Below are 24,010 nucleotides of genomic sequence, written 5' to 3'. Positions count from 1 at the left end.
GTTGGACGGTCGGTGCGGTGCCGGGTGGCGGCGCGACGACCGTACTCGGTGTGACGGGCCGAGTACCGGCAGTTTGGCTACAAAAGGGATATCTCACCCTCCATTCGCCATGAAACGCCACCCCTGACGGCGTCCGCCGGGCGTAGCTGTTGACGCCCACGCGCGTTGGACACCGTGCAACCCACCGTCCGACCCCAAGGAGGATTCGCCTTGTTGGACGAGCCATGGGATCTCGTCACCGTCCCGGCCCGGCAGGGGCTGGAGGCCGTGGACCTGTTGCGCATGGGGACGGGCCTGGGGCCCGTGCTGCACGACAGCGCGGGGGACAGCCTCGGCTTCCTCGTGCCGCCGGGCACGGCCGACGGCTGGGACATGCCGGGCAGCGCGTGCACGCGGACGGCGGGCGGCGGCTTCAGCCTCCCCGGCGAGCTGCGGGAGCCCCCGGTGGCGGGCAGCGGCTGGCTGGTGCCGCCGCGGAACGACACCGCCGTCACGGACCCCGCGGTGCTCCGCGACGCGCTGGGCGAGGCGGCCAGGATGATCGAGCTCGCCGACCGGCTCTGACCCCGGCCCTCCGCCCGCCGCTCATACTGGCTGCATGGCACCGCGCAGAACAAGAGCGACGAAAGCCCCGGAGGGCATACGGGAGCGGGTCGGCGGTGGTCTCGCCGAGCTCGTGCCGGACCGGGACCGGGCACGCGGCTGGTCGCTGCTGATCGACGGGGCCCCGCAGTCGCACGTCGACCTCGACGCCCCGGAGTACCTGGACTTCTCCTACCAGCGCCGACTCGGCCACGTCGTCGATCTCACCGCCCCGCCCGGCCGCCCGCTGCGCGTGCTGCACCTCGGCGGCGGGGCGCTGACCCTGGCCCGCTACACCGCGGCGACCCGGCCCCGCTCGACGCAGCAGGTGGTGGAGGTCGACACCGCGCTGGTGGAGCTGGTGCGGCGGGAACTGCCCTGGGACCGCACCTGGCGCATCAAGGTGCGCGGCGGCGACGCCCGCGAGGGCCTGGCCAAGGTGCCGGAGGGCTGGGCGGACCTGGTCATCACCGACGTCTTCGGCGGGGCCCGTACGCCCGCCCACCTGACCAGCACGGAGTTTCTGGCGCAGGTGCGGCGCACGCTGGCGCCCGGCGGCGTGTACGCCGCCAATGTCGCGGACGGCGGCCGGCTGGAGTTCCTGCGGGCCCAGATCGCCACGGTGCGGGCCTGTTTCCCGCACGCGTGCCTGGCGGCGGATCCCGCCGTACTGCGGGGCCGGCGCTTCGGCAACGTGATCCTGGTGGCCGCGGACGGTGAGCTGCCCGTGGCGGAGTTCACCCGGCGGGTGGCCTCGGACCCGCATCCGGGGCGGGTCGAGCACGGCAGGGAGCTGGACGCCTTCGCGGGCGGCGCGGCGCCGGTCACGGACGCCACGGCCGCGGCATCGCCCGCTCCCCCGGAGTCGGTGTTCCGCTGACCGCCCGTCAACCGCCGGTGTTCTGCGCCTTGTAGGTGTCGACGGTGGGCGGATGCCCGTTCCAGGTGCAGAAGAGCGACGACGTCGTGGTGGCCGAGACGAAGTCGATCCGGATCCACTCGGGCTGCTTCCAGACCTTCATCTCCCAGCCCGGGTCCGGCGTCGCGGAGACCAGGGTCGCGGAGGTCCTGCCGAGGTCGAGCACGACCCGGCCGCCCTCGACGGTGTAGCCGTGCACAGTGCCGGTGTCGGCGGACGAGGAGGTGGCGGGGGTGGGCGAACCGGGCGGCCGGGCCGGGCCGGTGGACGGGGTGCGCGGCGACGCGCCGGCGTTCTTCGCCGGTCCGGTGGCCTTCGGTTCGGCGCGGGAGGTGTCCGCGGTGCTCGGCGCGGACGTGGGGACGCCCACCTCGTCGGAGACGGGCTCGGAGATCGGCAGGGCCCGGGGCGGGTCGTACGCCGTGCCCGCCAGGACGTGGTGCACGCCGAACCACGACAGCGCGACGGCGACGCTCGTGGCGAGCGTCCACGCTCCGGCGTGCGCCAGTCCTTTTCGCATCCGCCCATAGTGCCGGACACACCCCCCGAAGGGAGCCGGGGGTTGCGCTTCCCGTTCTGACGTGCTCGCGCCCACCCGGCGTCCCCCGATGGGCTAGGTTGCGGGCCATGGCAAGTGTGCTCGTGGTCGAGGACGACCAGTTCGTGCGCTCCGCGCTCATCAGGCACCTCACCGAGGCCGCGCACACCGTACGGAGCGTGGGAACCGCCCTGGAGGCGCTGCGGGAAGTCGCACAGGTCGGCTTCGACGTGGTGATCCTGGACCTCGGTCTGCCGGACCTGGACGGGGCCGAGGCGCTGAAGATGCTGCGCGGCCTCACGGACGTGCCGGTGATCATCGCGACGGCGCGGGACGACGAGTCGGAGATCGTGCGCCTGCTCAACGCGGGCGCCGACGACTACCTCGTCAAGCCGTTCTCCGTCGAGCACCTGTCGGCCCGCATGGCGGCGGTGCTGCGCCGCTCCCGCAGCCACGAGGCGGACCGGGTGCTGAGGGTGGGCGGGTTGCAGATCGACGTGCTGCGCCGCCAGGCCGACCTGGACGGGACGCCGCTGGACCTGACCCGCCGCGAGTTCGACCTGCTGTCCTTCCTGGCGGCCCGGCCCGGCGTGGTGGTGGCGCGGCGCGAGCTGCTGTCGGAGGTGTGGCAGCAGTCGTACGGCGACGACCAGACCATCGACGTCCACCTGTCCTGGCTGCGCCGCAAGTTGGGCGAGACGGCGGCCCGGCCGCGCTATCTGCACACGCTGCGCGGGGTGGGCGTGAAGCTGGAGCCTCCGCGGTGAGGTGGGCGCTGGTCAAGGTCTGCGTCGCGGTGACGGCCATGGTCGTCGTCGCGTTCGCGGTGCCGCTGGCGCTCACGGTCAAGGAGATGGCCCGGGACCGGGCGATCGGCAACGCGGAGCGGCAGGCCGCGGCGATAGGGCCGGCCCTGGCCATCACCACCGACCGCACCCAGTTGGAGCGGGCCGCGGCCTCCACGCAGGCCGGCGCAGACGGACGGATCGCGGTGCGGGTGCCCGCGACGGAGAGCACGGCCGGGGTGGAGATCGGCGACCCGCACGCGCCCGACGCCGACCTGGACCGGGCGTCGGAGCTGGGCCGGGCCTCCACCGTTTCGGTGGCCGGGGGCTATGCCCTGCTGCAGCCGACCGCGGTCGGTTCGGGATCGGTGGCGGTGGTCGAGGTGTTCGTCCCGGACGGGGAGGTCAGCCGCGGGGTCACCACCGCCTGGGCGGTGCTGGCACTGGTCGGTGTGGGCCTGATCGTCGGCGCGGTGGCGGTGGCCGACCGGCTGGGCACGCGGATGGTGCGTCCGGCCAGGCGTCTCGCGGACGCCGCGCACGGCCTGGGGCGCGGGGATCTGACCGTACGCGTCCCCGAGGACGGCCCGGCCGAACTGCGCTCCGCGGCTGTCGCGTTCAACGCCATGGCGGACCAGGTGGTGCAACTGCTGGCGAACGAGCGGGAGCTGGCCGCCGACCTGTCGCACCGCCTGCGGACCCCGCTGACCGTGCTGCGGCTCAACGCCGCCTCGCTCGGCGACGGCCCCGCCGGGGAGCAGACCCGGCACGCGGTGGCCCAGCTGGAGCGGGAGGTCGACCAGATCATCCGCACCGCCCGGGCCCAGCAGGCGCAGAGCCAGCCGGTCGCGGTGGGCTGCGACGCCGCCGAGGTGATCCGCGAGCGGATGGCCTTCTGGTCGGCGCTCGCCGAGGACCAGGGGCGGGAGGTCAGCACCGCCGGGGTGGAACGCCCGGTGCGGGTGCCGGTGGCGCGCCCCGACCTGGTGGCGGCGCTGGACGCGATGCTCGGCAACGTCTTCCGGCACACCCCCGAGGGCACCGCCTTCGCGGTGGACGTGCACAGCAGCCAGGACGCGGTGATCGTCCTGGTCTCCGACGCGGGCCCGGGCATCACGGACCCGGCGGCGGCGCTGCGGCGCGGCCAGGGCGCGGGCGGTGACGGTTCGACGGGTCTCGGACTGGACATCGTGCGGCGCCTGGCGGAAGCCACCGGGGGCGATGTGCGGCTCGGCTCCTCGGTGCTGGGCGGCGCGGAGATCCGGGTGTGGATCGCGCTGCGGCCGACCGCGGCCGGCGGCAGGCGGAACCACCGGGTGGTACGGCGCAGGCGGCTGAAGCGTCCCGCAGCGGCCACGGAGGGCTGAGCCCCGGCGGGCCCCGCAAGTCCGGGTGGCCCTCCCCCGCAACCGGGCGCCGGCGGCGCTGAGGCTGTAGGCCGCCCGCGCCGGCGCTTCCGGCGAGTTGGGTACCCCGCGCCGCGACGCGCGGTACTACGTCCACGACGACGGCCGCACCACCGAGGGGACCGCCGCTCCGGACTGGTGGATCGGGACGACGCCGCGCCGGATCGCCGACGCCGCGCCCTCCGGCTCCTCCTGACCCCGGGGACCGCCCACCGTCCCGTCACCTGACGGCACTAAGTTCGCGGCGTGAGTGGGAACGTGAAGGCCGGTGGCATACGGACCCGGCCGTGCAAGTGGTGCTGTGCGCCGGTTCCGCAGCCCAAGCGCCCCTGGCGGAGGCGGCTCTTCTGCCGCAAGACCGGCTGCCGCAAGGACCGCGCCCTGAGTGCCGTCCGTGCGGCTCTCGATGTGCTGTGGTGAGTCGGGCAATACACCGGGTCCCCCGGGCCAACGCCCCCTGCCTCAGGCGGCGCCTGGCCTGATCCCCAGCGCGCCGCAAGCCCACCCGGCCCCCGGTACCGCGCAGGTCTCACGACACCGGGGAGCCAGACCGGGAGCCAGGGTGATGGTCGACGGCCCACTCCGAGCCATGCCGGCCGCCCCCGCGGATGTCGTCCACGACGTCCGCCCCGCTCGTGATCACCGGCCGGACACGGAGAACGGTCACGGCCTGTCGACGCGGGTGAGGATGATCGCGTAGCGGCACTCGGCGTCGCTGGTGTTGGAGAAGACGCAGGCAACGGGTTCGTCGACTTCGATCGAGTCGCCGGGGTCGAGCTCGTGCACCACATCGCCCTCGTGGAAGGTCAGCCGGCCGTCGAGCACCCAGACGGCCTCCCGCTGGAAGGCCAGGGACGCCGCCGGATACGGCACGCGGGCCCCTGGCGGCAGGCGGACCTCGGCGATGTCCGCGGGGAAGCGCGGCCCGGTGATCTGGCGCCGGCGATATCCGGTGACGGGGTCGCGCCACTCCGTGGCGTCGGACACCCGGTGCACCCCCGTGGCCTCCGCCGGGGTGAGCAGCGCGGAGACGGACACCTCGAAGGCGGCGGCCAGTTTGCCGAGGACGACAGCGGTGGGGCTGCTCTCGGCGCGCTCGATCCGGTTGATCATCGCGCGGGACACCCCGGAAGCCTCCGCGGCCTGCGCCAGAGTCCACCGGCGCCGTTCCCGTTCACTGCGGATGCGGGCTGCGATCTGCGCGACCAGCGGATCTACTATATTGGACACATCTTCTAGTATACGAGAAAGGGGCTCTCCCGGCACACCCGCACCCCCGCACGCCTCGGCGAACCCGCGCACGCCGACACCCCGATTCCACCTGTTGGAGGACCCATGGAACTCGGTCTCGCACTGCCCACCGCCGGGCCGCAGACCTCGCCCGAGACGATCGTCAAGGTCGCCAGGGAGGCCGAACGGCTCGGCTACTCCGCCCTGTGGACGTTCGAACGCCTGCTCCGCCCGCTCGAGAAGGTCGTGCTGTGGACGGGGGGTGAACCCGAGATGCTGCCGGAGTTCTACGGCTCGACGTACGAGCCGCTGGAGACACTGAGTTACATCGCGTCCGTGACCGAGCGGATCAAGCTGGGCACCGCGGTCCTGGTGGCGCCGCTGCACGTGCCCGTGATGCTCGCCCGCCGGCTCGCCACCCTGGACCGGTTCAGCGGCGGCCGGGTCATCGCCGGCCTGGGACAGGGCTGGCAGCACAACGAGTTCGAGACGGCGAACGTGCCGATCGGCCGCAAGGGCACCCGCACGGAGGAATTCATCACGGCCATGCGGGCCGCGTGGGGTCCGGACCCGGTCCGGCACGAAGGCGAGTTCTACCGGATCGCGCCGTCGCAGGTGAACCCCAAGCCGGTCCAGACCCGCATTCCGGTGCTGCTGGCCGCGAATGCGCCGGCCGCCGTCAAGCGCGCGGGCCGCATCGCGGACGGCCTGATCCCGATCGCCTCCTCGGCGCGGGAGCTGCGCGGCATCGTGTCCGCGTTCCACGACGCCGCCCGGGAGGCGGGCCGCGACCCCGGGGACCTCATGGTCGTCGACCAGGTGCCCTGGCCGACCCCGGTCACCCGTGAGCCGATCGGGGAGGGCCGGCCCTTCCTCGGCGGATCGCCCCGGCAGATCGCCGAGGACCTCATGGCCGCCCGCGAGAGCGGTGTGACCCAGGTGTACCTCGCCGGCGGCCAGGGCCTCGGGCTCGACGTGGGCCTGCACGCCGCCGACGTGGACGAATGGCTCGGGCTGCTCGGTGAGGTGATCGAGGCGGCCGACCGGCTCGGCGTCCTCGCGCCGTGAGGACGAGCCGGCGGTGGGCGCCGGCGGCCGCCGCGGAGCGCCGGCCTCATCCCGCGCTTAGCGTGATCTTAAGTGCGCCATAAGAAATCGAACGCCCGAACACCTCACGGCATTTGTCCGCATCGGCATCGCTAGCGTGCCGCCCCATGAGGAACTCACATCGTCGTCGTCCCACCCGCAAGGTCGCGCTCCTCGGGGGTGTGACCGCGGGCGCGGTCGTCGCGGCCGGGGCCTTCGCGCTCGCGGGTTCGGCCCAGGCCGCCACCGTCGGTGCCGCGTACAGCAAGACCAGCGACTGGACCACCGGTTACACCGGCCGCTACGAGATCGGAAACTCCTCCGACACGACGCTGTCCGGCTGGACGCTGACGTTCGACCTGCCCGCGGGCACGACCGTCAGCTCGCTCTGGAACGCCGCTTACACGGTGTCGGGGCAGCACGTGACGGTCCGTCCGGCGAGCTGGAACAAGGAGATAGCCGCCGGGAAGACGGCCGAGGTGGGCTTCGTGACGAAGTCCGCGGTGAAGGCGGGCGCCCCCGTCAACTGCCGGATCAACGGGGTGAGGTGCTCCGTCGACGACGGCGCGACCGCCTCCCCCGGCGGGCGCCCCACCGCCACCGCGAGCCCGACGGCGACCGCCACCCCCACGAAGACGCCGACCGCCACCCCCACGAAGACGTCCTCGCCGACGGCCACCGCGAAGCCCACCCCGACCGCGAAGCCGACCTCCGGTGCCGGCTTGCCGGCCTCCGCCGGCTTCGCGCCGTACGTCGACACCTCCCTCTACCCGGCCTTCGACCTGCTCGCCCACGCCCGGGCGACCGGCGTCAAGCAGTACAACCTGGCCTTCGTCACCGACGGCGGCGGCTGTACGCCCAAGTGGGGCGGGGTCGGCGACCTGGCGAACGACGGCGTCGCGGCCCAGATCGGCGACCTGCGCAAGGCCGGCGGCGACGTCCGGGTCTCCTTCGGCGGCGCGTCCGGGGCGGAGCTGGCGACGACCTGCTCCTCGGTCTCCGCCCTGACCGAGGCCTACGCCAAGGTCGTCGACACCTACCGGCTCACCAAGGTGGACTTCGACGTCGAGGGCGGTGCGATCGCCGACGCGGCCGCCAACACCCGCCGCGCGCAGGCCATCGCGCGACTCCAGGCGAGCCACAGCGGCCTGGAAGTCTCCTACACCCTGCCGGTGATGCCGACCGGACTCACCCAGGCCGGCGTCGACCTGCTCGCCGACGCCGCGTCCCGTGGCGTGCGGATCACCGCCGTCAACATCATGGCGATGGACTACGGCCCGGCCTTCAGCGGCGACATGGGCGACTACGCGGTCCAGGCCGCCACCGCCACCCAGGGGCAGCTCAAGGGCGTGCTGAGGCTGTCGGACGCCGCCGCCTGGAAGACCGTGGCGGTCACCCCGATGATCGGCGTGAACGACGTCGCGACCGAGGTCTTCAGGGTCGACGACGCGACCCAACTGGTGGGCTTCGCCAAGTCGAAGGGCCTGGGCTGGCTTTCGATGTGGTCCGGCACACGCGACAGGCAGTGTCCCGGCGGCGCCAAGAACGCCGCCGACGCGACGTGCAGTTCGATCCTCCAGGACACGGGCGCCTTCTCGAAGGCCCTCGCGGCCTACGGCGGCTGAGGCCGCACGCGACCAACCCCGCCCCCCACACGGGCGCCCCGGCCGGCAGTTCAGCACCCCCGCCCCGGCCGGGGCGCTCCCGTGTGCGCTCCGCGCTCAGGCGCGGAGCAGACCGTCCAGCATCGCGCCGAGCCCGGCCTCGTACTGCGCGGGGCCGGACTCCTGCACCGCGACGAGTTCGGGGGCCAGCCGCACGAGTGAGGGATAGCTGTCCGAGGGCAGGTCGGCGAGCCGGCCGCGGATCCTCTCGCGCAGACCGGCCTCGGCCTCCTCGCACTCCGCGCGCTTGCGGCGCACCACCCAGAGCGCGGCACCGACCGTGTACTGCATCAGCGCCACCTGGGCGCGCGCCGCGGCGACGGGGTCCAGCCCCGCGGCGCACAGCAGGCAGAGCATCCGGTCGATGACGGCGATGGCCTCGTCGCCGCGGAGCGGGCGGCTCGTCAGCAGCTGGAGCGCCGAGGGATGCTCGCTGAAAAGCCGGTACATACCGACACAGAGTTCAATAAGCTGCTCGCGGGGCACGCCCGAGCCGTCGGGCAGCTCGATCTCGCCGAGCAGCCGTTCGTTGACCGCGTCGATGATCTCGTCCTTGCCCTTGAAATGGGAGTAGACGGCCATCGTGCCGACGCCGAGCTCCTGGGCGAGCGCGCGCATGGTGAAGGCCTCGGGCCCGTGGCGGTCGAGGAGCGCGACCGCCGCGTCGAGGATGCGGTCCGGGTTCAGGGTGTTGCGGGGGACGCGGCGCCGTGGGGAGCGGGCCGGCGGAGTCACAGTCATGTGGGATGTGTGTCCGGTCGGGGGGAATCGTGGGTGAGCGGTTGGGCTGTTGAGCGGTTTTCTTGATTCTCCCGCGTTCCGGGGCAACCCGGGGAGGTTGCGGGGCGTCTTTTCGCACGTCTTCCCGAGCACAACCATTTGAATCCCGGACGAATCGGGGGTGAAGGGAATAGGCGGGGGCGGTGCCCGGGTTGGTTAGCGTACGTCGTACGGTAGTGCGCAGTGACTCTCGCAGGGAGAGATGGGGGGAGAACGGCCGGATGACCATGAGCACCACCGCCCCACGGGCGTCCGCCTACCGGGGCGGGCTCCGCTGGTGGACCGAGCTGCCGCTGATCGCGGTGATCTACGGTCTGTACACCGCGGGCCGCCTCCTCGTACGCGGCGACGTCGGCCGGGCGGTCGACCACGGCATCGCCATACTCCACATGGAGCGCGCGCTCCGCATCGACCCGGAGCGCTGGCTCAACTCCCTCTTCAGCAAGTACCGGGCGCTCGGTGTTCCCGCCGACTTCTGGTACGCCTCGCTCCACTACCTGGTCACCCCGGTCGTGCTGGTCTGGCTGTGGCGCCGGCGGCCGACCGTCTACCGCTTCGCGCGCACCTGGCTCATGGTGTCCACCCTCATCGGGCTGATCGGCTTCACCCTCATGCCGACGGCGCCGCCGCGCCTGCTCGCGGCCGGCCACGGCTTCATCGACACCATGGCGCAGTACGGCTCCTACGGCTGGTGGGGCGCCGAGGCCAGCGCCCCGCGGGGACTGGGCGGCATGACCAACCAGTACGCCGCCATGCCGAGCCTGCACGTCGGCTGGTCCCTGTGGTGCGGCATCATGCTCTGGCGCCACGGGCGCACGCCCTTCGTCCGGGCCCTGGGCGTCCTCTACCCCGTGGGCACGGCGCTCGTGGTCATGGGCACCGCCAACCACTATCTGCTCGACGCCGTCGCCGGCGTCGCCGTCATGGGGATCGGCTTCCTGGTGACGCGCCCCGCGCTGCGTGTGGTGGACGTCATACAGGACAGGGCGCGCGCCCGGCTCGCGATACCGCGGCAGGCGTCCTCCACGGTCGTCGCGACCTCCCGCGACATCGCCCCCGCCGAGGTGGGGGTCGTACCGGGCCCGGCGGTCGAGCCACGGCGCTGACACCCCGGCCGGCGGCCGCGGACCGGGACCGTCCTCATCGGGGCCCCCGTTGTCGGTGGGGAGTGCGAGACTTGCGCGGGTGAGCACTACGCACGATCTGCGAGAGCGGCTGGACGCGTTGCGCGGTCCGAAGTCCGAGCCGCGCCCGATGGACGCGCGCGCCCTGGCGGCGCTGGCCGCCAACCCCGGGTGCCGCCGCCGGGCCCTGCTGGACGCCGCCGGGGTGGACAAGGCGGCCGTGGCACGCGTGCTGGGCAACCCCGCGCCGTTCGGGCAGTCGCAGTTCGCGTTCGTCCGGGGACACGCCTTCGAGGCCCGGGTGAAGGCCGACGGCTGCGCCGAACTGCTGCGGCTGCTGGGCGCGCCCGAGCACGCGGAGGCGGCGCTGCCCGATCTGACCGCCCCGGGTCCCGAGAGCCGTGTGGCGCGCACCCGCCTGGCGCTCAAGGCGGCGACCGCGGCGGGCCGGTGGACGCTGCTCGACCATCCGCTGCTCGTGCTCGAGGTCGCCGACTCGCCGGTCTACCTCGAGCCGGACGCCATCGCCGTGCGCCCGGACGGCTCGTGGACGGTGGTGGAGGTCAAGTCGTTCCCGATCCTGGACGGTTCCGCGGACGCCGTGAAGGTCGGCGCCGCGGCCCGCCAGGCGGCGGTGTACGTACTCGCGCTGGAGCGGCTGGGCTTCGGCGACCCGGGCCACCGGGTCCTGCTGGTGTGCCCGAAGGACTTCTCCAACCTGCCCGCCGCCGAGTTCGTCGACGTGCGCAAGCAGCTGTCGGTCACCCGGCGGCAGCTGGCCCGGCTGACCCGGATCGAGGAGATCGCCGACTCCCTCCCGGAGGGCACGACCTTCGATCTGCGGCCGGCCGACGACGGACGGACGGCGACCCGCCCCGCCGCGGAGATGTCCGACGCCGTGGACCGGCTGCCCGCGGCCTACGCGCCCGAGTGCCTGGCCAGTTGCGAGCTGTCCTTCCACTGCCGCGCGCAGGCCCGGGCCTGCGGCGCGGTGGAGGCGCTCGGCAGAGGTGTGCGCGGGGAGCTGGGCGCGCTGACCGACGTGGAGCAGGTGCTGGCCGCCGCGCTGGGCACGGAGGGCGATCAGGCCGATCCCGCGGTCGCCGCGCTGCGCCGGGCACACGCGCTGCGGGCGGAGGCGCTGGGATGTCGCTGATCTCGGTGCTGGCCCGCGCGGAGGCCATGGCGACGGGCTGGGCGACCCCGCTCGCGACGGTACGCCACCGCCATCTGTCCGACCGGCCGCTGGTCTTCGTCCCGCTGACCACGGCGGGCGAGGTCGGCGCCCCGCTGGGCGCCCTGGTCGGCACCGACCGGGACGAGCCCCGGCTGCTGGCGGTGCCGCAGCCGCGCGACCGCGATCTGCGCTTCGCCTTCCTGGCCGAACTGGCGCAGGTCGTGCTGCCCTACCTGGAGTCCTACGCGGACGACACCGAGACCGAGCCGGCCACCCGCAACAGGGAAGAGTCGGAGGTCTGTGCCGACGCCCCCCAGATCGTGGTGGCGAACACCGCCGCGGTGGAGTACGTGCGCCTGCTGGGCCGCTCCACCCGCTTCCGCCGCACCGCCGAGGACGATCCCGACGAGCCCCATCCGGTGCCCGCCCGGGTGCCGCTGCTCGGCCGCTGGCTCACCCACTACGGGGAACGCGCCCGCACCCCCGGCTCCGCGCTCCTGCTGTCCGCCACCGAACTGCTCACCCGGCACTGGGCGACCGGCCAGAGCAATCTCGAGGACCAGCATCTGGGCGCACTGCTGGCCTGGATCGACCGCCCCCCGGGCGAGGGCGTGACGGGCGCGGAGGCCGCCCGGCGCGCGGAGTCCCACCGCGGGCCGGACGGGCTGCTGGAGTGCCCTCCGGCCGGCCCGGCCACGGACCCGGTGTTCGACAACACGGTGCTCGCCCCGGCCACCGCCCGCTACGACGCCGGGATCCCCGGTGCCGGTGAGGAGATCGCCCGTCTGCTGGCCGGGCAGATGCGGCCCACCTGGGACGCGGTGTGGCGGGCCCTCGACCTGGTGCGCGAACTGCCCGAGGGCGCGCACGTCGCGGACCGCTGGAAGCGGGACCGCTGGTCGTACACCTCGCACCGGGACCGGGTGGGCGCCGGGGAGCCACCGCAGCCCCGCCGCGACGACGCGGTGTCGGCGGCGGCGAAGCTCGCCGGGCGGGAGACCGCGCAGGTGCGGCTGGAGGCCCAGGAGGCGCTGGACGACGCGCTGGTGATGGCGGGGCGGCGGCTGGCCGGGGAGGCCTTCGCGGGCGAGGTGGACCGGGTGGAGATGGCGATGAGCGAGGGCAAGGTGCCCAAGCCCCGCCCCTTGGTGACGGTTCTCACACAGGACCGGCCGCATCTGGACGAGGACGCCAGGCTCCACCGCGCGCTGCCGGACGGCCGCACCCAGCAGGCGCAGTTCGTGGAGTGGGCCGGGCCCGGGGCCGTACTCCTGCGGGTGGTGAACGGCATGGGCCGCGGCAAGGTCCCCGACCCCGGCACGGTGCCGGAGGAAGGAGACCGGGTGTGCTGGACGTTGTTCGAGCACGCGCCGCGCGGCGGCGCCGGGCTGCCGGAGCCGGAGGACACCCCGTGGACCCACGGCGGGCCCCCCGGCGCGGCGACCGCGGGCCCGACCGCCGGCGGTGCGACCGCCGAGAGCCCCGACCCCGCGACCTCGGAGGACTATCTGTGAGCCCGGTGAGCGACGCCGCCCAGGCGGCGGGCACCGCGACCGAGCGGATCCTGCACGACACCCTGCACGGGACCTACCGCGGCGTCGTCGTGGACTCACCTCCCGGCGCGGGGAAGTCCACGCTGGTGGTGCGCGCCGCCCGCGAGCTGGTCGCGGCGGGCGAGTCCCTGATGGTGGTCGCCCAGACCAACGCGCAGGTGGACGATCTGGTGGACCGGCTGGCCACGGCCGACCCCGGGGTGCCGATCGGCCGGCTGCACGGCAGCGACTCGCCGCCGGACCCGGTGCTGGACCGCCATGAGTCGGTGCTCAAGTCCACCAAGGCGGCCGACCTCGCCGGGGCCAAGGTGGTGATCGCCACCGCGGCCAAATGGGCCTTCGTCAAGGACGTCGAGCCCTGGCGGCACGCCATCGTCGACGAGGCATACCAGATGCGCTCCGACGCGCTGCTGCAGGTGGCGGAGTTGTTCGAGCGCGCGCTGTTCGTCGGCGACCCCGGGCAGCTGGACCCCTTCAGCGTGGTCGGCGCCGAGCAGTGGGCGGGGCTGAGCTACGACCCGTCGGCGAGCGCGGTGGTCACCCTGCTGGCCCACAATCCGGGGCTGCCCCAGCACCGGCTGCCGGTGTCCTGGCGGCTGCCGGCCTCCGCCGCGCCGCTGGTCTCGGACGCCTTCTACCCCTACACCCCGTTCCGCAGCGGCACCGACCACGGCGACCGGCGGCTCACCTTCGGCGTGCCCGGCGACGGCTCCGGCCCGGACCGGGTGGTGGACGAGGCGGCCGCGTCGGGCTGGGGCCTGCTGGAGCTGCCCGCCCGGCGGACCCCGCGGACGGACCCGGAGGCGGTGCGCGCGGTCGCGCTGGTCGTCCGGCGGCTGCTGGACCGCGGGGGCGTCGCGGTCTCCGAGCGCGGCACGGCACCGGTCGGCCCGGACCGGATCGCGGTGGGCACCGCCCACCGCGACCAGGCGGCGGCGGTCCGCGCGGCGCTGGCCGACCTGGGCGTGACCGGTGTGACGGTGGACACCGCCAACCGGCTGCAGGGCCGGGAGTTCGACGTCACCGTGGTGCTGCACCCGCTGTCGGGACGCCCCGACGCCACCGCGTTCCACCTGGAGACGGGGCGGCTGTGCGTCCTGGCCTCGCGCCACCGTCACGCGTGCATCGTGGTGTGCCGGGCGGGCGTGTCGGAGCTGCTGGACGAGCACCCCTCGACGGAGCCGGTGCAGCTGGGCGTGACCGTGAAGTTCCCGGACGGCTGGGAGGCCAATCACGCCGTGCTGGCCCACCTGTCCGAGCACCGCGTGACCTGGCGGCCCTGAGCCGGCCGACCGTCCGCCCGGGGCGCTCTTGCGCGGGGCGGGACAATGGAAGGCGCCGACGAACCTGGAGGTACGTTCATGTCCGAGCCGCAGTCGGCTCACAGCGCGGCGGGCAAGCAGCCCGCCCCGCGTCTGAAACCCGCACAGCTGCTGTTCGAACCCGCGGCGCTGGCCGAGGACGAGGAGCACTTCTTCGACCTGGAGTCCATGGAGGACCCCCGGGAACTGCTGGCCCGTTCGACGGAGCTCGCCCTCGCCTTCCGCGCCGCCGCGGACCGGGCGACGGAGTTCCAGGCCATAGCCGCGGCCCAGCTCGCCGACCCGAAGCGCTTCGACCGGCTGACCCCCGCCGCCATCGGCGAACAGGCGGGCTGGTCCGAGGATTACGCCAAGCGGATGATCGAGTTCGGCGAGGGCCTGATGCGGGGCGGGGACGCCGCGCAGGCCTGACGGCGCACCTGGCATATGCGTTCGGGGCAAGGTACCCGACACATGGCGGGCGTGTCCGGCCTTCGGGCGATGTCGCGTAGCGAAACGTTCACTCACGGTAGTTGTATGGGTCATGAGTGATTGGCAGTGGCACACATGGCCGGGGGGCGTGATGGAGTCCGCCTCCCACCCATATCGGCATGCGCAGTACCCCACCCCCGACGGGGCCGACTGGCTGGCGTCCGCCAGCGCCTTCCCGCGCAGCGTACGGGCGCTGTGGTCCGCGCGGCCCACGGCGCCCAGCGTGCTGCCCTGCGGGACGGCCTTCGACGTGGTGAACCTGCCGGCGCTGCTCGGCCGCCGGGTCCTGGAGCAGATGTGGTCCTCGGGGCCGGGCTCCGGCCCGGCCGCCGCGCTCCGCGGCCGGGTCCTGGTGCTCGCCGAGCCGGGCACCGCGGCGCGCCTCCCCTCGCTGCTGGCCTGGGAGGAGTGGCGGCTGACCGTGCCGCCGGTGCTGTGCCACGGCCGGGGGGACTCGGTGGCGCTGCCCCCGCCGTACGGCGAGACCCCGGACGGCCGCTCCCGCTGGCTGGTCGCCCCGGACACCCGCCGCCCCTGGCTCCCCGGGGCCGATGTCCTGCTGTGGGCCTGCGTCCGGGCGGCCCGCGCGGAGAGCCGCTGATTATCGATTTTCACCCGCCCGCAAGCGGATGCTAATGTCTACGACGTCAGCGAGCGCCGCTAGCTCAACTGGCAGAGCAGCTGACTCTTAATCAGCGGGTTCGGGGTTCGAGTCCCTGGCGGCGCACTCACGGCAAGGCCGTTGACCTGGGCGCTCTCCCATCGGGAGGGCGCCTTTCGTCATGATCGGGCACTTTCGCCGCAGGTCCGGCGGGGTCTAGGAGCCGTCCCACAGCCGGCGTGCGGTCGTGATCCGCACGGTCCACCCGTCGTCGTCCGGGTCGCGGCCGAGCACCTCGACGGTCAGCCCGCGCCCGGCGTCGGTGAAGCGCCCGCCGGAGGCGAACGGGGCGTCGTTGAGCGAGTTGAAGGTCGCGCTGCTGTACTCGCAGGCGGTGCTGCGCGGATTGGCGTCCTCGACGGTGACGGGCCCGTGCCCCGAGTCGACGTCGGTGCGGACCCGGTAGATCAGCACGCCCTCGCGGCAGGCCTCGCTGTCGTTCCCGCGGGCGGCGCGCGCCTCGACGACGTACGCGTGGGTCCGCCCGAGCGGGATGACGGCCGCCTTGCGGCCGCCGGGCACCTCGACCGGCGTGAGGTGCACCGAGCGGGCGCCCGGGTCGCGGACGCAGACGACCTGCCAGTCGTCGATCCAGCCCAGGCGCCATTTGTGCCAGGCGAAGAGGTCGCCCTGCAGTCCCCAGTCCAGGGACATGCCGTCCCACTGGCCGGCGAGGGTGTCGGTGTGCCCGAAGTCCTTGACGGAGTACAGGTCCGGCAGCCCGAAGGCATGGCCGTTCTCGTGGCTGAGCACCCGCGCGCCGGACTGGTCGTGGCCGTAGACCAGCGACACCCGGTCCAGGCCGGCGCCGTCGTCGGTGGTGACGGCCGAGGCGCCGGTCCACGTCACCGAGAGCACGGCCTGTTCGGCGGGCGGCCCGGCGTTGGGCGTGACGAGGACGTTGACCAGGTCGTACCCGGAGAAGTCGATCTTCCGGTCGGCGACCCGCAGCAGGTCCCGCATCATGGCCTTGTGCGTCCGCCAGCCGTAGCCGCGCCCTATCCCGTACGAGTGGAAGGGACGCGGCATGCGGATGTAGCGCAGCACCGGCGTGGAGACGTAGCGCAGCTTCCCGTACGAGGCCCGGTAGAACCACTGCCGCACGGCGGGGAAGAACTCCCGGTAGCGCTCGCGGGCGCTGTACGGGGCGCGTTTGTCCGGGAAGTCGATGAGCAGGGTGAGCGCCCGCACCTCGCCGGTGGCCGCGGCGAACTCGCGACCGGCCGAGCCGCCGAAGCCCTCCGACATCGTGACGCCCGGCGCGGCGCGCAGCGCGCAGGGACGGTCGGCGGGCGGGGCCGCGGCGGGCTCTCCCTCGCCGGCGGCGGTGCTGCCGGCCGCGAACAGGAGCATCGAGGCGATGACCGCGAGTGCCCGGGGACCACGCATCCCTCAGCCCTGGGTGACCTGGACGGTCCAGGATCCGTCGGAGTGGTGGTCGGCGACGTGGACGCGCGCCGAGCGGCCCAGGGCGAACGTCTCCCCCACCCCGAGCGGCGCGTCGGCGAGCGGGGGGTAGACCGAGGACTCCTGGCAGGCGGCGCTGCCCGGGTGGGCGTCGATGACGTCGACGGGGCCGTCCCCGGACTGCACGCCGGACCGGACGCGGTACATCAGCACGCCCTGGCTGCAGGTCAGGCGGTCGTTGCCCAGGGCGGCGCGGGCCTCGATGGCGACGACGCCGTCCAGCCCCGCGGGCAGCACCAGGAGCTTGGTGCCGCCGCCCTGCTCGACCGGGCTGAGACGGAAGGTGTGCGTGCCGCCCTCGGTGACGCAGCGCACCTGGGTGCGGTCGAGCCAGCCGAGCTTCCACTTGTGCCAGGCGAAGAGGTCCGGTGCCAGACCGAACTGACTGCCCATGAGGTCCCAGTCGCCGACGTGGGTGTCCCAGTCCGCGTTGCTGCCCACGGGCGGGCGGTAGTAGAGGTCGGGCAGGTCGAAGGCGTGCCCGGTCTCATGGGCCAGGACGTTGACGTCCGGGGGGTGGCTCTCGAAGACGGTGACGAAGCGCCGCAGGTCCGCGCCGTCGATGCGGACCGGCTTGCCGAGGTTGACGACCTTGGTGGCGTCCGGGTCGACGCCGGGCGCGTCGGGATCGGCCACGAGGTAGACGACCGCGTAGCGGGAGAAGTCCACCCGGCGGTCGGCCGCCACCACCGCGTCCCGCAGGAAGCGGGCCCGCATGGCCGGGTTCCAGTCGCGGCCGATGCCGTAGTCCGTGGACGCGGCGGGCATGCGCAGCCAGTACGGGAGGATGTGCGGCCGCAGCCTGAAGTTCCCGTACGAGGCGCGCTCGAAGAAGCGCGTGGTGGCCGGGAAGTGATCGGACGCCAGTTCCTCGGGACCCATGGCGGGGGCCGCGTCGGGGAACGCCAGGAACACCATCAGGGCGTCAACGTCGCCATGTGCCCGCGGATAGGCGGGGTTCCAGGCGCTGACGCCCTCGGAGTGGTGTGCCCGGGTCCGCGCCAGGGCGCAGAGCGACACGTCGCTTCCGCCGGCCGCGGGGCCGGTGACCAGGGTCCACGCGACGACGGCCGCGAAGACGCTGACAGCGGCCACCGCCGCGCGGAGGCCGTCGGGGGCATGCCCGCGGGCGCGCCGGCGGAACCGCCGATGCGCACGTATGGGTAGCCCTGACAGCGGCACGTGGACCTCCCGTACGGGGTCGGGACACCCACATCACGCTGCTACGGTTTGCACTGCTTTGCCCCGTTGTGCTGCGCCGCCCGGGTTACCGTCCGATCACTACAGTGCGTAATGAGTGACGAAAATCGATCAATCGAATTCAGTGGTCAATCACGAATGATCAAGAACGGATCCCACGTGCCGAGAATCACCATGACGGCGGTGGTCGCGGCAATTCCCCAACGTCTATGATCGGCACATTTCCAGCATGAACGCCGCCTCTTGGCGGTCATCGGATTCCTCCACGACCATGTGTGCGAGACGACAGCTATGCGGGAGCCAACGGTGGGCGGACCCTCGGGAGGCCCGGACCTCGAACCCGAGGCGACGGCCACGGCGGTCACTCAGCGTCATTCTTCGGCCTCGGAACGGTCAGCCTCGGAGGTCCGCGACTACCGGGCGGCCTTCAACGTGTCCCGGCTGCCGATGGCACTGGTCGGCTCCGACGGCCGGGTGCGCGAGGCCAATCCGGCGCTCGGCGCCCTGCTCGGCGCCGACCCGGTCCTGCTCGCCTCCCGCGCCGCGGCGGAGCTGGTCGGCCTCACCGGCGGCGAGGGGCCGGTGCTCGCCGAGAGCCCGGAGTACGCCGAATACGAGGACGTGCTGACCGGACGGCGCGGGGAACTGCGCCACACCAGACCCGTCCGCGGACCGGAGGGGCGAACGCTCTGGGCCGAGGTCGTCGTGGTGCCCGTCCCCGGCGGCGTCCTGATGTCCGTCGAGGACCTCGGCGAGACCCGCGAACTGCGCGAGCAGCTGCGGCACCTGAGGATGCACGACCCGGTCACCCGGCTCCCCAACCGCCGGCTGTTCTTCGAACGCCTGGCCACCGCGCTGGAGGGCGCCGACAGCCGCACCGGCCGGATCGGCCTGTGCTACCTCGACCTCGACGGCTTCAAGGCCATCAACGACACGCTCGGCCACCGGGTCGGCGACCGGCTGCTCCAGGCCGTCGCGGAACGGCTGTCGGACTGCGCGGCCCGCCTCGGGCGGAGCGGAACGCTCGTCGCGCGCCTGGGCGGCGACGAGTTCGCCGTCCTCGTCGAGGACTCCACCGGGACCGGGCAGGCCACCGGGCTCGCCGACTCCGTACTGACCGCGCTGCAGCGGCCGTTCGACCTCGCCGGACAGCGTCTGGCGGTCTCCGCCAGCATCGGCGTCGTCGAGCGCGAGGCGTCCGGGGCCACCGCCACGGGCATCATGCAGGCCGCCGACACCACGCTGTACTGGGCCAAGGCCGACGGCAAGGCCCGCTGGACGCTCTTCGACCCCGAGCGCAACGCCCACCGGATGACCAAGCAGGCGCTGTCCAGCACCCTGCGACAGGCCGTGGAGCGCGGCGAGTTCGTACTGGAGTACCAGCCCCTGGTGGAGCTCGGCAGCGGCAGCCTGCGCGGGGTGGAGGCCCTGGTCCGCTGGCACCACCCGCACTTCGGGCTGCTCGGGCCGAATCGCTTCATCCCGCTGGCGGAGGAGAACGGCTCCATCGTCCAGCTGGGGCGCTGGGTGCTCGCCGAATCGTGCCGCCAGGCGCGGCAGTGGCAGAAGGACTGGCCCGACGACCCGATCTTCGTCAGCGTCAACGTCGCCGTGCGCCAGGTCTGGGACTCCGACCTGGTCGCCGACGTCGCGGAGATCCTCGACGACACCGGGCTGCCCCCGGAGCTGCTGCAGCTGGAGCTCACCGAGTCGGCGGTGATGGGCTCGGCCGGCCGGCCCCTGCAGGCCCTGCACGCCCTGCAGGAGATGGGCGTGCGCATCGCCATCGACGACTTCGGCACGGGCTACTCCAACCTGGCCTACCTCAGCCGGCTCCCGGTCTCCGCGCTCAAGCTCGACGGCAGCTTCGTGCACGGCTTCCGCGACGGCCGCCACCCCAACCCGGCCGACGAGACGATCGTCGAGGCGCTGGTGCAGCTCGCCCACCGGCTCGGCCTGACCGTCACCGCCGAGTGCGTGGAGAACGCCGAGCAGGCGGAGCGGCTGCGGAGGATCGGCTGCGACACCGGGCAGGGGTGGCTGTACTCGCGGCCCGTGCCGCCCGAGGGGATCGCGGCGCTCCGCGGATACGGACCCGCCGCCGGCCCCGGCCCCGGCCCCGGGGAATAGGCGGGGCCGGTCGCCGGTTGGTCGTTGCCGAAGGCAAGGAACGGCCGCAGGAGGCGACGCAGGCACGTGGACACGAACGACCCGGTACGAGGGACCGCCCTCGGCAACGCACCCGTCCCGCTGTCCGTACTCGACCTGGCGGGCGTCGGCAGCGGGCTGACCGCGAGCGACGCCCTCACCGCCGGAGTCGCGCTGGCCCGGCTCGCCGAGGCCCGCGGCTACCAGCGCTACTGGGTGGCCGAGCACCACTCGATGCCCGGGGTCGCGTCCTCCTCCCCCGCGGTGATCCTCGCGCACCTCGCCGCCCACACCGAGCGCATACGCCTCGGCTCCGGCGGCGTCATGCTGCCCAATCACGCCCCCCTGGTCATCGCCGAGCAGTTCGGCACCCTGGAGGCCCTGGCCCCGGGCCGGGTCGACCTCGGCCTCGGCCGCGCTCCCGGCACCGACGGCGCCACCGCCGCCGCGCTGCGCCGCACCGACCGGCTGAACGAGGGCGCCGACGAGTTCCCGCAGCAGCTCTCCGAGCTGATCCGCTTCCTGGACGACGACTTCCCCGACGGCCATCCCTACGCCCGCATCCACGCCATCCCCGGTCCCGTGCAGGGCACCGTGCCCGGCGGCGTGCAGTCCCCGGCGCGCCCGTCGATCTGGCTGCTCGGCTCCAGCACCTTCAGCGCCCGGATGGCCGCGGTCCTCGGGCTGCCCTTCGCCTTCGCCCACCACTTCTCCGCGGCGAACACCGAGCCGGCGCTGGAGCTGTACCGCAGGTCCTTCCGGCCCTCCGAGGTGCTGGCCGAGCCCTACGCGCTGATCGGCGTCGCCGCGCTGGCCGCGGAGGAGGAGAAGGACGCCTACCGGCAGGTGCTCAGCGGCGCCCTGGGCATGCTGCGGCTGCGCATGGGGCGGCCGGGACTGGTGCCCTCCCCCGAGGAGGCGGAGGCGTACGACTTCAGTCCGGCCGAACGGGACTTCGTCGACTCATGGCTCGCCAATGTGGTGTACGGAACCCCGGACGCGGTCCGGGACGGCCTTGACGCGCTCGTACGGCGCACCGGGGCGCAGGAGCTCATGCTGACGGCCAACGCCCACACCCCCTCCGCCCGGCTGCGCTCCTACGAACTCGTCGCCGATGCCTACGGCCTGCCCGGCGGCGCGTGACCGACGGCCGCGCGTCGCACGGTCGGGGCACCGGTGCCCCGACCGTGCGACACCGGGATCAGCCGGTCGCGGTCTCCTTCTCCCAGGGCACCTCGCTCAGACGGCCCGCGCCCAGGAGCCGCACGAGGTTCCCGTAGTCGTCGTACCGGGGCGCGCCACAAGCGGGGACCGGAGCAGCTCTAGACGTCGACGGCGACGTACTTGATCTCCAGGTACTCGTCGATGCCCACATCGCCCCCCTCGCGGCCGACCCCGGACTGCTTGACCCCGCCGAAGGGCGCCGCGGGGGTGGATACGACGCCCTTGTTGAGGCCGAGCATGCCCGTCTCCAGCTCCTCCGCGTATCGGATGCCGCGCCGCAGGCTCTCCGTGAAGACATAGCCGACCAGGCCGAACACCGTGTCGTTGGCCAGCCGGATCGCCTCGTCGTCGTCCTCGAACGTGACGACCGGCGCGACCGGCCCGAAGATCTCCTCTTGGAGCATCGCCGCGTCCGCGGGCACGTCGGCCAGCACGGTCGGCGGGTAGAAGTAGCCGGGGCGGTCCGTCAGGGGGGCGCCGCCGGTGACCGCGCGGGCCCCGACGGAGACGGCGTCGCGCACCAGGCGGTCGACCTTCTCCAGGCCCGCGCCGTCGATGAGCGGGCCGACCTGGGCGTCGGGCTCGGTGCCGCGGCCCACGACCATGGAGCCCAGCTTCTCCGCGAGCCGCCCGGTGAAGGCCTCGGCCAGGTCGCGGTGGACGTAGATCCGGTTGGCGGCCGTACAGGCCTCGCCGATGTTGCGCATCTTGGCGATGGCCGCGCCCTCGACGGCCTTCTCCAGGTCCGCGTCCTGGCAGACGATGAGCGGCGCGTTGCCGCCCAGCTCCATCGAGGTGCGCAGCACCTGCCGCGCGCTGAGCTCGATGAGTTTCCGCCCGACGCCCGTGGAGCCGGTGAAGGAGAGCTTGCGCAGCCGGGGGTCGCCCATCAGGGGGCCGCTGATCTCGGCGGGGTGCGAGGTGGTGAGGACGTTGAGGACGCCGTCGGGGAGCCCGGCCTGGCCGAGGATCTCGGCGAGGGCGAGCATGGACAGCGGCGTCTGGTGGGCCGGCTTGACGATCATGGTGCAGCCGGCGGCCACGGCGGGACCGATCTTGCGGGTGCCCATCGCCATGGGGAAGTTCCACGGGGTGATCAGCAGCGCGGGGCCCACCGGCAGGCGCATCACCCAGATCCGCCCCTTGCCGTCGGGCGCCGTGCGCCAGCCGCCCTCGATCCGCACCGCCTCCTCGGAGAACCAGCGGAAGAACTCGGCGGCGTAGAGCACCTCGCTGCGCGACTCGGCGAGCGGCTTGCCCATCTCCAGGGTCATCAGCAGCGCCAGGTCGTTCTGCCGTTCGACGATGAGCTCATAGGCCCGGCGCAGGATCTCCCCGCGCTCGCGCGGCGCCGTGGCCGCCCATCCGTCCTGCGCGGCCGCCGCGGCGTCCAGCGCGGCCATGGCGTCCTCGGCGCCGGCGTCCGGCACGGCGCACAGCGGCTGCTCCGTGGACGGGTCCTCGACCTCGTACTCGCGCCCGTCGCCCGCCGGCCGCCAGCGTCCGCCGACGAGCAGCGCCTTCGGCACCCGCTCCACGACCAGCTGCTCGCGCTTGCCGTTCCAGGCGGTGGTGTCGCTCATGGCAGCTCCCTGCCTCTCGCGGACGTCTCGGACATCGAGTACCCCACCAGATTCGCATGAATGCCCCCGGTGCGCCGGGGTAGGCGCGGCCCTCGTGCGGTCACCGCGCCGTACGGAAGCGAACGACCGGAGGTCTGGTTCATGTCCGAGCGCAGTTCCCTGTCCCGCAGGGGTTTCCTCTCCCGTACCGCGGCCGTGGGCGCGATCGCGGCGGTCCCGGGGATGCTGGCGGCGTGCAGCCGCACGCAGGCCGGCACCGGAGCGCCCGCCGGCGACGGGGAGCTGCTCGCCCGGCTGAGAAAGCAGGGGTACGTCCGGGTCGGCTTCGCCGGCGAGGCGCCGTACGGGTACCGGGACGGCGACGAGCTCGCGGGCGAGGCGCCCACCCTGCACCGGGAGATCTTCAAGGCCCTCGGCATACCGGAACTGAGGCCCACGCTGACCGAGTTCGGCGCGCTGATACCGGGCCTGGCCGCCGACCGCTTCGACGTGGTCAGCGCCGGAATGGCGATCACACCCGACCGCTGCCACAAGGTGATCTTCTCCGAGCCCGAATTCGTCTCGCCGACCGCCCTGATGGTCCGCGAGGGCAACCCCAGGGGCCTGAGCGACCTGGTCTCGTGCGTCCGCGAGAAGGCCACGATCGGTGTGCTGAGCGCGGCGGTCGAGGCGGACTACGCGGACGCCGCGGGGGTGCCCCTGGCCTCGGTGAAGTCGCTGGCCAAGCAGCAGGACGGAGTGGACGCCCTGCTCGCCGGGCGGATCGACGCCTTCGCGCTGACCGGGATCTCGCTGCGCTGGCTGGCCCGCACCAACAAAAACGCGGCGGTGGAGGTGCTGGACCCCTTCCTGCCGGTGGTCGGCGGGCAGAAGCAGTACAGCCCGGGCGGCGCGGTGTTCCGGCGGGACGCGACCGGGCTACGGGACGCCTTCAACACCCAGCTCAAGAAGATCACCACTGATCCGGACCGCTACACGTCCCTGATCGGCAAGTACGGCTTCACCAAGGCGGAGGTCCCGCCGGCGACGCTGCGCACCGCGCAGCTGTGCAAGGCCTGAGGCGGCGCCTTGTCCTTGCATCCGTACGCCG

The 24,010-nt window shown here is 73.5% G+C and carries 22 protein-coding genes and 1 tRNA gene; 17 read left to right on the top strand and 6 right to left on the bottom strand.

The window, feature by feature from the left end; genetic code table 11:
• Positions 1 to 174: 174 nt before the first annotated feature.
• Both AB0F62_RS22135 and AB0F62_RS22130 read left to right on the top strand, forming a co-directional pair.
• Complete coding sequence (locus tag AB0F62_RS22135; protein ID WP_361801526.1) at positions 175 to 564, top strand: hypothetical protein; 390 nt, start codon at positions 175 to 177, stop codon at positions 562 to 564.
• 34 nt (positions 565 to 598) lie between these two features.
• A complete protein-coding gene (locus AB0F62_RS22130) occupies positions 599 to 1,462 on the top strand; it encodes a fused MFS/spermidine synthase (RefSeq protein ID WP_361801523.1) in 864 nt (287 codons plus the stop codon).
• 7 nt (positions 1,463 to 1,469) lie between these two features.
• On the opposite strand, the gene AB0F62_RS22125 is transcribed toward AB0F62_RS22130, so the two are convergent.
• Entirely contained in the window at positions 1,470 to 2,021 is a 552-nt protein-coding gene (locus AB0F62_RS22125; protein ID WP_361801520.1) for a hypothetical protein, read from the bottom strand.
• Between the two features lie 107 nt (positions 2,022 to 2,128).
• Here AB0F62_RS22125 and AB0F62_RS22120 point away from each other — a divergent pair, with 107 nt between their 5' ends.
• The 3 genes from AB0F62_RS22120 to AB0F62_RS22110 all read left to right on the top strand — a co-directional run bounded on the left by AB0F62_RS22120 (position 2,129) and on the right by AB0F62_RS22110 (position 4,426).
• Complete coding sequence (locus AB0F62_RS22120) at positions 2,129 to 2,806, top strand: response regulator transcription factor (protein WP_361801517.1); 678 nt, start codon at positions 2,129 to 2,131, stop codon at positions 2,804 to 2,806.
• Complete coding sequence (locus AB0F62_RS22115; protein ID WP_361801514.1) at positions 2,803 to 4,191, top strand: HAMP domain-containing sensor histidine kinase; 1,389 nt, start codon at positions 2,803 to 2,805, stop codon at positions 4,189 to 4,191. The genes AB0F62_RS22120 and AB0F62_RS22115 overlap by 4 nt, the downstream gene beginning before the upstream one ends.
• Positions 4,192 to 4,288: 97 nt before the next feature.
• Positions 4,289 to 4,426 (top strand): hypothetical protein, encoded by a 138-nt coding sequence (locus AB0F62_RS22110; RefSeq protein WP_361801511.1) that lies wholly within the window; start codon positions 4,289 to 4,291, stop codon positions 4,424 to 4,426.
• Positions 4,427 to 4,893: 467 nt separating this feature from the next.
• On the opposite strand, the gene AB0F62_RS22105 is transcribed toward AB0F62_RS22110, so the two are convergent.
• A complete protein-coding gene (locus AB0F62_RS22105) occupies positions 4,894 to 5,460 on the bottom strand; it encodes an XRE family transcriptional regulator (protein WP_361801508.1) in 567 nt (188 codons plus the stop codon).
• 105 nt (positions 5,461 to 5,565) lie between these two features.
• On the opposite strand from AB0F62_RS22105, the gene AB0F62_RS22100 reads away from it, so the two are divergent.
• Together AB0F62_RS22100 and AB0F62_RS22095 are read left to right on the top strand one after the other, a co-directional pair.
• Positions 5,566 to 6,528, top strand: a complete 963-nt coding sequence (locus AB0F62_RS22100) for a TIGR03619 family F420-dependent LLM class oxidoreductase (protein WP_361801505.1) — start codon at positions 5,566 to 5,568, stop codon at positions 6,526 to 6,528.
• 146 nt (positions 6,529 to 6,674) lie between these two features.
• A complete protein-coding gene (locus tag AB0F62_RS22095) occupies positions 6,675 to 8,171 on the top strand; it encodes a cellulose binding domain-containing protein (protein WP_361801502.1) in 1,497 nt (498 codons plus the stop codon).
• 96 nt (positions 8,172 to 8,267) lie between these two features.
• Here AB0F62_RS22095 and AB0F62_RS22090 read toward each other — a convergent pair whose 3' ends face one another.
• Positions 8,268 to 8,951, bottom strand: coding sequence for a TetR/AcrR family transcriptional regulator (locus AB0F62_RS22090; RefSeq protein WP_361801499.1), 684 nt, complete (start codon positions 8,949 to 8,951; stop codon positions 8,268 to 8,270).
• Between the two features lie 260 nt (positions 8,952 to 9,211).
• Between AB0F62_RS22090 and AB0F62_RS22085 the strand changes: the two genes are divergently transcribed.
• The 7 genes from AB0F62_RS22085 (at position 9,212) to AB0F62_RS22055 (ending at position 15,364) form a co-directional block, all read left to right on the top strand.
• On the top strand, positions 9,212 to 10,096 hold the full coding sequence (locus tag AB0F62_RS22085) for a phosphatase PAP2 family protein (RefSeq protein ID WP_361801496.1): 885 nt from the start codon (positions 9,212 to 9,214) through the stop codon (positions 10,094 to 10,096).
• A gap of 49 nt (positions 10,097 to 10,145) precedes the next feature.
• Positions 10,146 to 11,270, top strand: a complete 1,125-nt coding sequence (locus AB0F62_RS22080) for a hypothetical protein (RefSeq protein ID WP_361801493.1) — start codon at positions 10,146 to 10,148, stop codon at positions 11,268 to 11,270.
• Positions 11,261 to 12,805 carry a hypothetical protein gene (locus AB0F62_RS22075; protein ID WP_361801490.1) on the top strand — a complete coding sequence of 515 codons (1,545 nt, stop codon included), beginning with the start codon at positions 11,261 to 11,263 and terminating at the stop codon, positions 12,803 to 12,805. The genes AB0F62_RS22080 and AB0F62_RS22075 overlap by 10 nt, the downstream gene beginning before the upstream one ends.
• On the top strand, positions 12,802 to 14,127 hold the full coding sequence (locus AB0F62_RS22070; protein ID WP_361801487.1) for an AAA family ATPase: 1,326 nt from the start codon (positions 12,802 to 12,804) through the stop codon (positions 14,125 to 14,127). Before AB0F62_RS22075 ends, AB0F62_RS22070 begins: the two co-directional genes overlap by 4 nt.
• A gap of 78 nt (positions 14,128 to 14,205) precedes the next feature.
• A complete protein-coding gene (locus AB0F62_RS22065) occupies positions 14,206 to 14,577 on the top strand; it encodes a hypothetical protein (protein WP_361801484.1) in 372 nt (123 codons plus the stop codon).
• Between the two features lie 112 nt (positions 14,578 to 14,689).
• Positions 14,690 to 15,238 carry a bifunctional DNA primase/polymerase gene (locus AB0F62_RS22060; protein ID WP_361801481.1) on the top strand — a complete coding sequence of 183 codons (549 nt, stop codon included), beginning with the start codon at positions 14,690 to 14,692 and terminating at the stop codon, positions 15,236 to 15,238.
• Positions 15,239 to 15,291: 53 nt separating this feature from the next.
• Positions 15,292 to 15,364, top strand: a tRNA-Lys gene (locus tag AB0F62_RS22055).
• A 90-nt stretch (positions 15,365 to 15,454) separates the two neighbouring features.
• Here the strand turns inward: AB0F62_RS22055 and AB0F62_RS22050 are convergent.
• Together AB0F62_RS22050 and AB0F62_RS22045 are read right to left on the bottom strand one after the other, a co-directional pair.
• Positions 15,455 to 16,687 carry a M6 family metalloprotease domain-containing protein gene (locus AB0F62_RS22050; protein ID WP_361801478.1) on the bottom strand — a complete coding sequence of 411 codons (1,233 nt, stop codon included), beginning with the start codon at positions 16,685 to 16,687 and terminating at the stop codon, positions 15,455 to 15,457.
• 3 nt (positions 16,688 to 16,690) lie between these two features.
• Positions 16,691 to 17,860: a M6 family metalloprotease domain-containing protein gene (locus tag AB0F62_RS22045; protein WP_361801475.1), complete on the bottom strand. Its 1,170-nt coding sequence runs from the start codon at positions 17,858 to 17,860 to the stop codon at positions 16,691 to 16,693.
• Between the two features lie 396 nt (positions 17,861 to 18,256).
• Here AB0F62_RS22045 and AB0F62_RS22040 point away from each other — a divergent pair, with 396 nt between their 5' ends.
• Together AB0F62_RS22040 and AB0F62_RS22035 are read left to right on the top strand one after the other, a co-directional pair.
• Entirely contained in the window at positions 18,257 to 20,095 is a 1,839-nt protein-coding gene (locus AB0F62_RS22040; protein ID WP_361801472.1) for an EAL domain-containing protein, read from the top strand.
• A 66-nt stretch (positions 20,096 to 20,161) separates the two neighbouring features.
• Positions 20,162 to 21,256, top strand: a complete 1,095-nt coding sequence (locus tag AB0F62_RS22035) for an LLM class flavin-dependent oxidoreductase (protein ID WP_361801469.1) — start codon at positions 20,162 to 20,164, stop codon at positions 21,254 to 21,256.
• Positions 21,257 to 21,435: 179 nt separating this feature from the next.
• Here the strand turns inward: AB0F62_RS22035 and AB0F62_RS22030 are convergent, their stop codons facing one another.
• Entirely contained in the window at positions 21,436 to 22,920 is a 1,485-nt protein-coding gene (locus AB0F62_RS22030; protein ID WP_361801466.1) for an NAD-dependent succinate-semialdehyde dehydrogenase, read from the bottom strand.
• Between the two features lie 141 nt (positions 22,921 to 23,061).
• On the opposite strand from AB0F62_RS22030, the gene ehuB reads away from it, so the two are divergent.
• Entirely contained in the window at positions 23,062 to 23,979 is a 918-nt protein-coding gene (gene ehuB, locus AB0F62_RS22025) for an ectoine/hydroxyectoine ABC transporter substrate-binding protein EhuB (RefSeq protein ID WP_361801463.1), read from the top strand.
• Positions 23,980 to 24,010: the final 31 nt, after the last annotated feature.

This window comes from Streptomyces sp. NPDC026673 (genome assembly GCF_040638135.1).
GTDB lineage: Bacteria > Actinomycetota > Actinomycetes > Streptomycetales > Streptomycetaceae > Actinacidiphila.
The sequence above is the reverse complement of the archived record's forward strand: the minus strand, read 5'-3'. Positions and strand labels throughout refer to the sequence as shown.

Excerpts from the sequence above, each read along its gene's own strand:
- AB0F62_RS22075 (WP_361801490.1), top strand. The coding sequence starts at position 11,261 with ATGTCGCTGATCTCGGTGCTGGCCCGCGCGGAGGCCATGGCGACGGGC.
- AB0F62_RS22065 (WP_361801484.1), top strand. The coding sequence starts at position 14,206 with ATGTCCGAGCCGCAGTCGGCTCACAGCGCGGCGGGCAAGCAGCCCGCC.
- AB0F62_RS22100 (WP_361801505.1), top strand. The coding sequence starts at position 5,566 with ATGGAACTCGGTCTCGCACTGCCCACCGCCGGGCCGCAGACCTCGCCC.
- AB0F62_RS22095 (WP_361801502.1), top strand. The coding sequence starts at position 6,675 with ATGAGGAACTCACATCGTCGTCGTCCCACCCGCAAGGTCGCGCTCCTC.
- AB0F62_RS22050 (WP_361801478.1), bottom strand. The coding sequence starts at position 16,687 with ATGCGTGGTCCCCGGGCACTCGCGGTCATCGCCTCGATGCTCCTGTTC.
- AB0F62_RS22090 (WP_361801499.1), bottom strand. The coding sequence starts at position 8,951 with ATGACTGTGACTCCGCCGGCCCGCTCCCCACGGCGCCGCGTCCCCCGC.
- ehuB (WP_361801463.1), top strand. The coding sequence starts at position 23,062 with ATGTCCGAGCGCAGTTCCCTGTCCCGCAGGGGTTTCCTCTCCCGTACC.
- AB0F62_RS22125 (WP_361801520.1), bottom strand. The coding sequence starts at position 2,021 with ATGCGAAAAGGACTGGCGCACGCCGGAGCGTGGACGCTCGCCACGAGC.
- AB0F62_RS22120 (WP_361801517.1), top strand. The coding sequence starts at position 2,129 with ATGGCAAGTGTGCTCGTGGTCGAGGACGACCAGTTCGTGCGCTCCGCG.
- AB0F62_RS22060 (WP_361801481.1), top strand. The coding sequence starts at position 14,690 with ATGAGTGATTGGCAGTGGCACACATGGCCGGGGGGCGTGATGGAGTCC.
- AB0F62_RS22085 (WP_361801496.1), top strand. The coding sequence starts at position 9,212 with ATGACCATGAGCACCACCGCCCCACGGGCGTCCGCCTACCGGGGCGGG.
- AB0F62_RS22030 (WP_361801466.1), bottom strand. The coding sequence starts at position 22,920 with ATGAGCGACACCACCGCCTGGAACGGCAAGCGCGAGCAGCTGGTCGTG.
- AB0F62_RS22040 (WP_361801472.1), top strand. The coding sequence starts at position 18,257 with ATGCGGGAGCCAACGGTGGGCGGACCCTCGGGAGGCCCGGACCTCGAA.
- AB0F62_RS22130 (WP_361801523.1), top strand. The coding sequence starts at position 599 with ATGGCACCGCGCAGAACAAGAGCGACGAAAGCCCCGGAGGGCATACGG.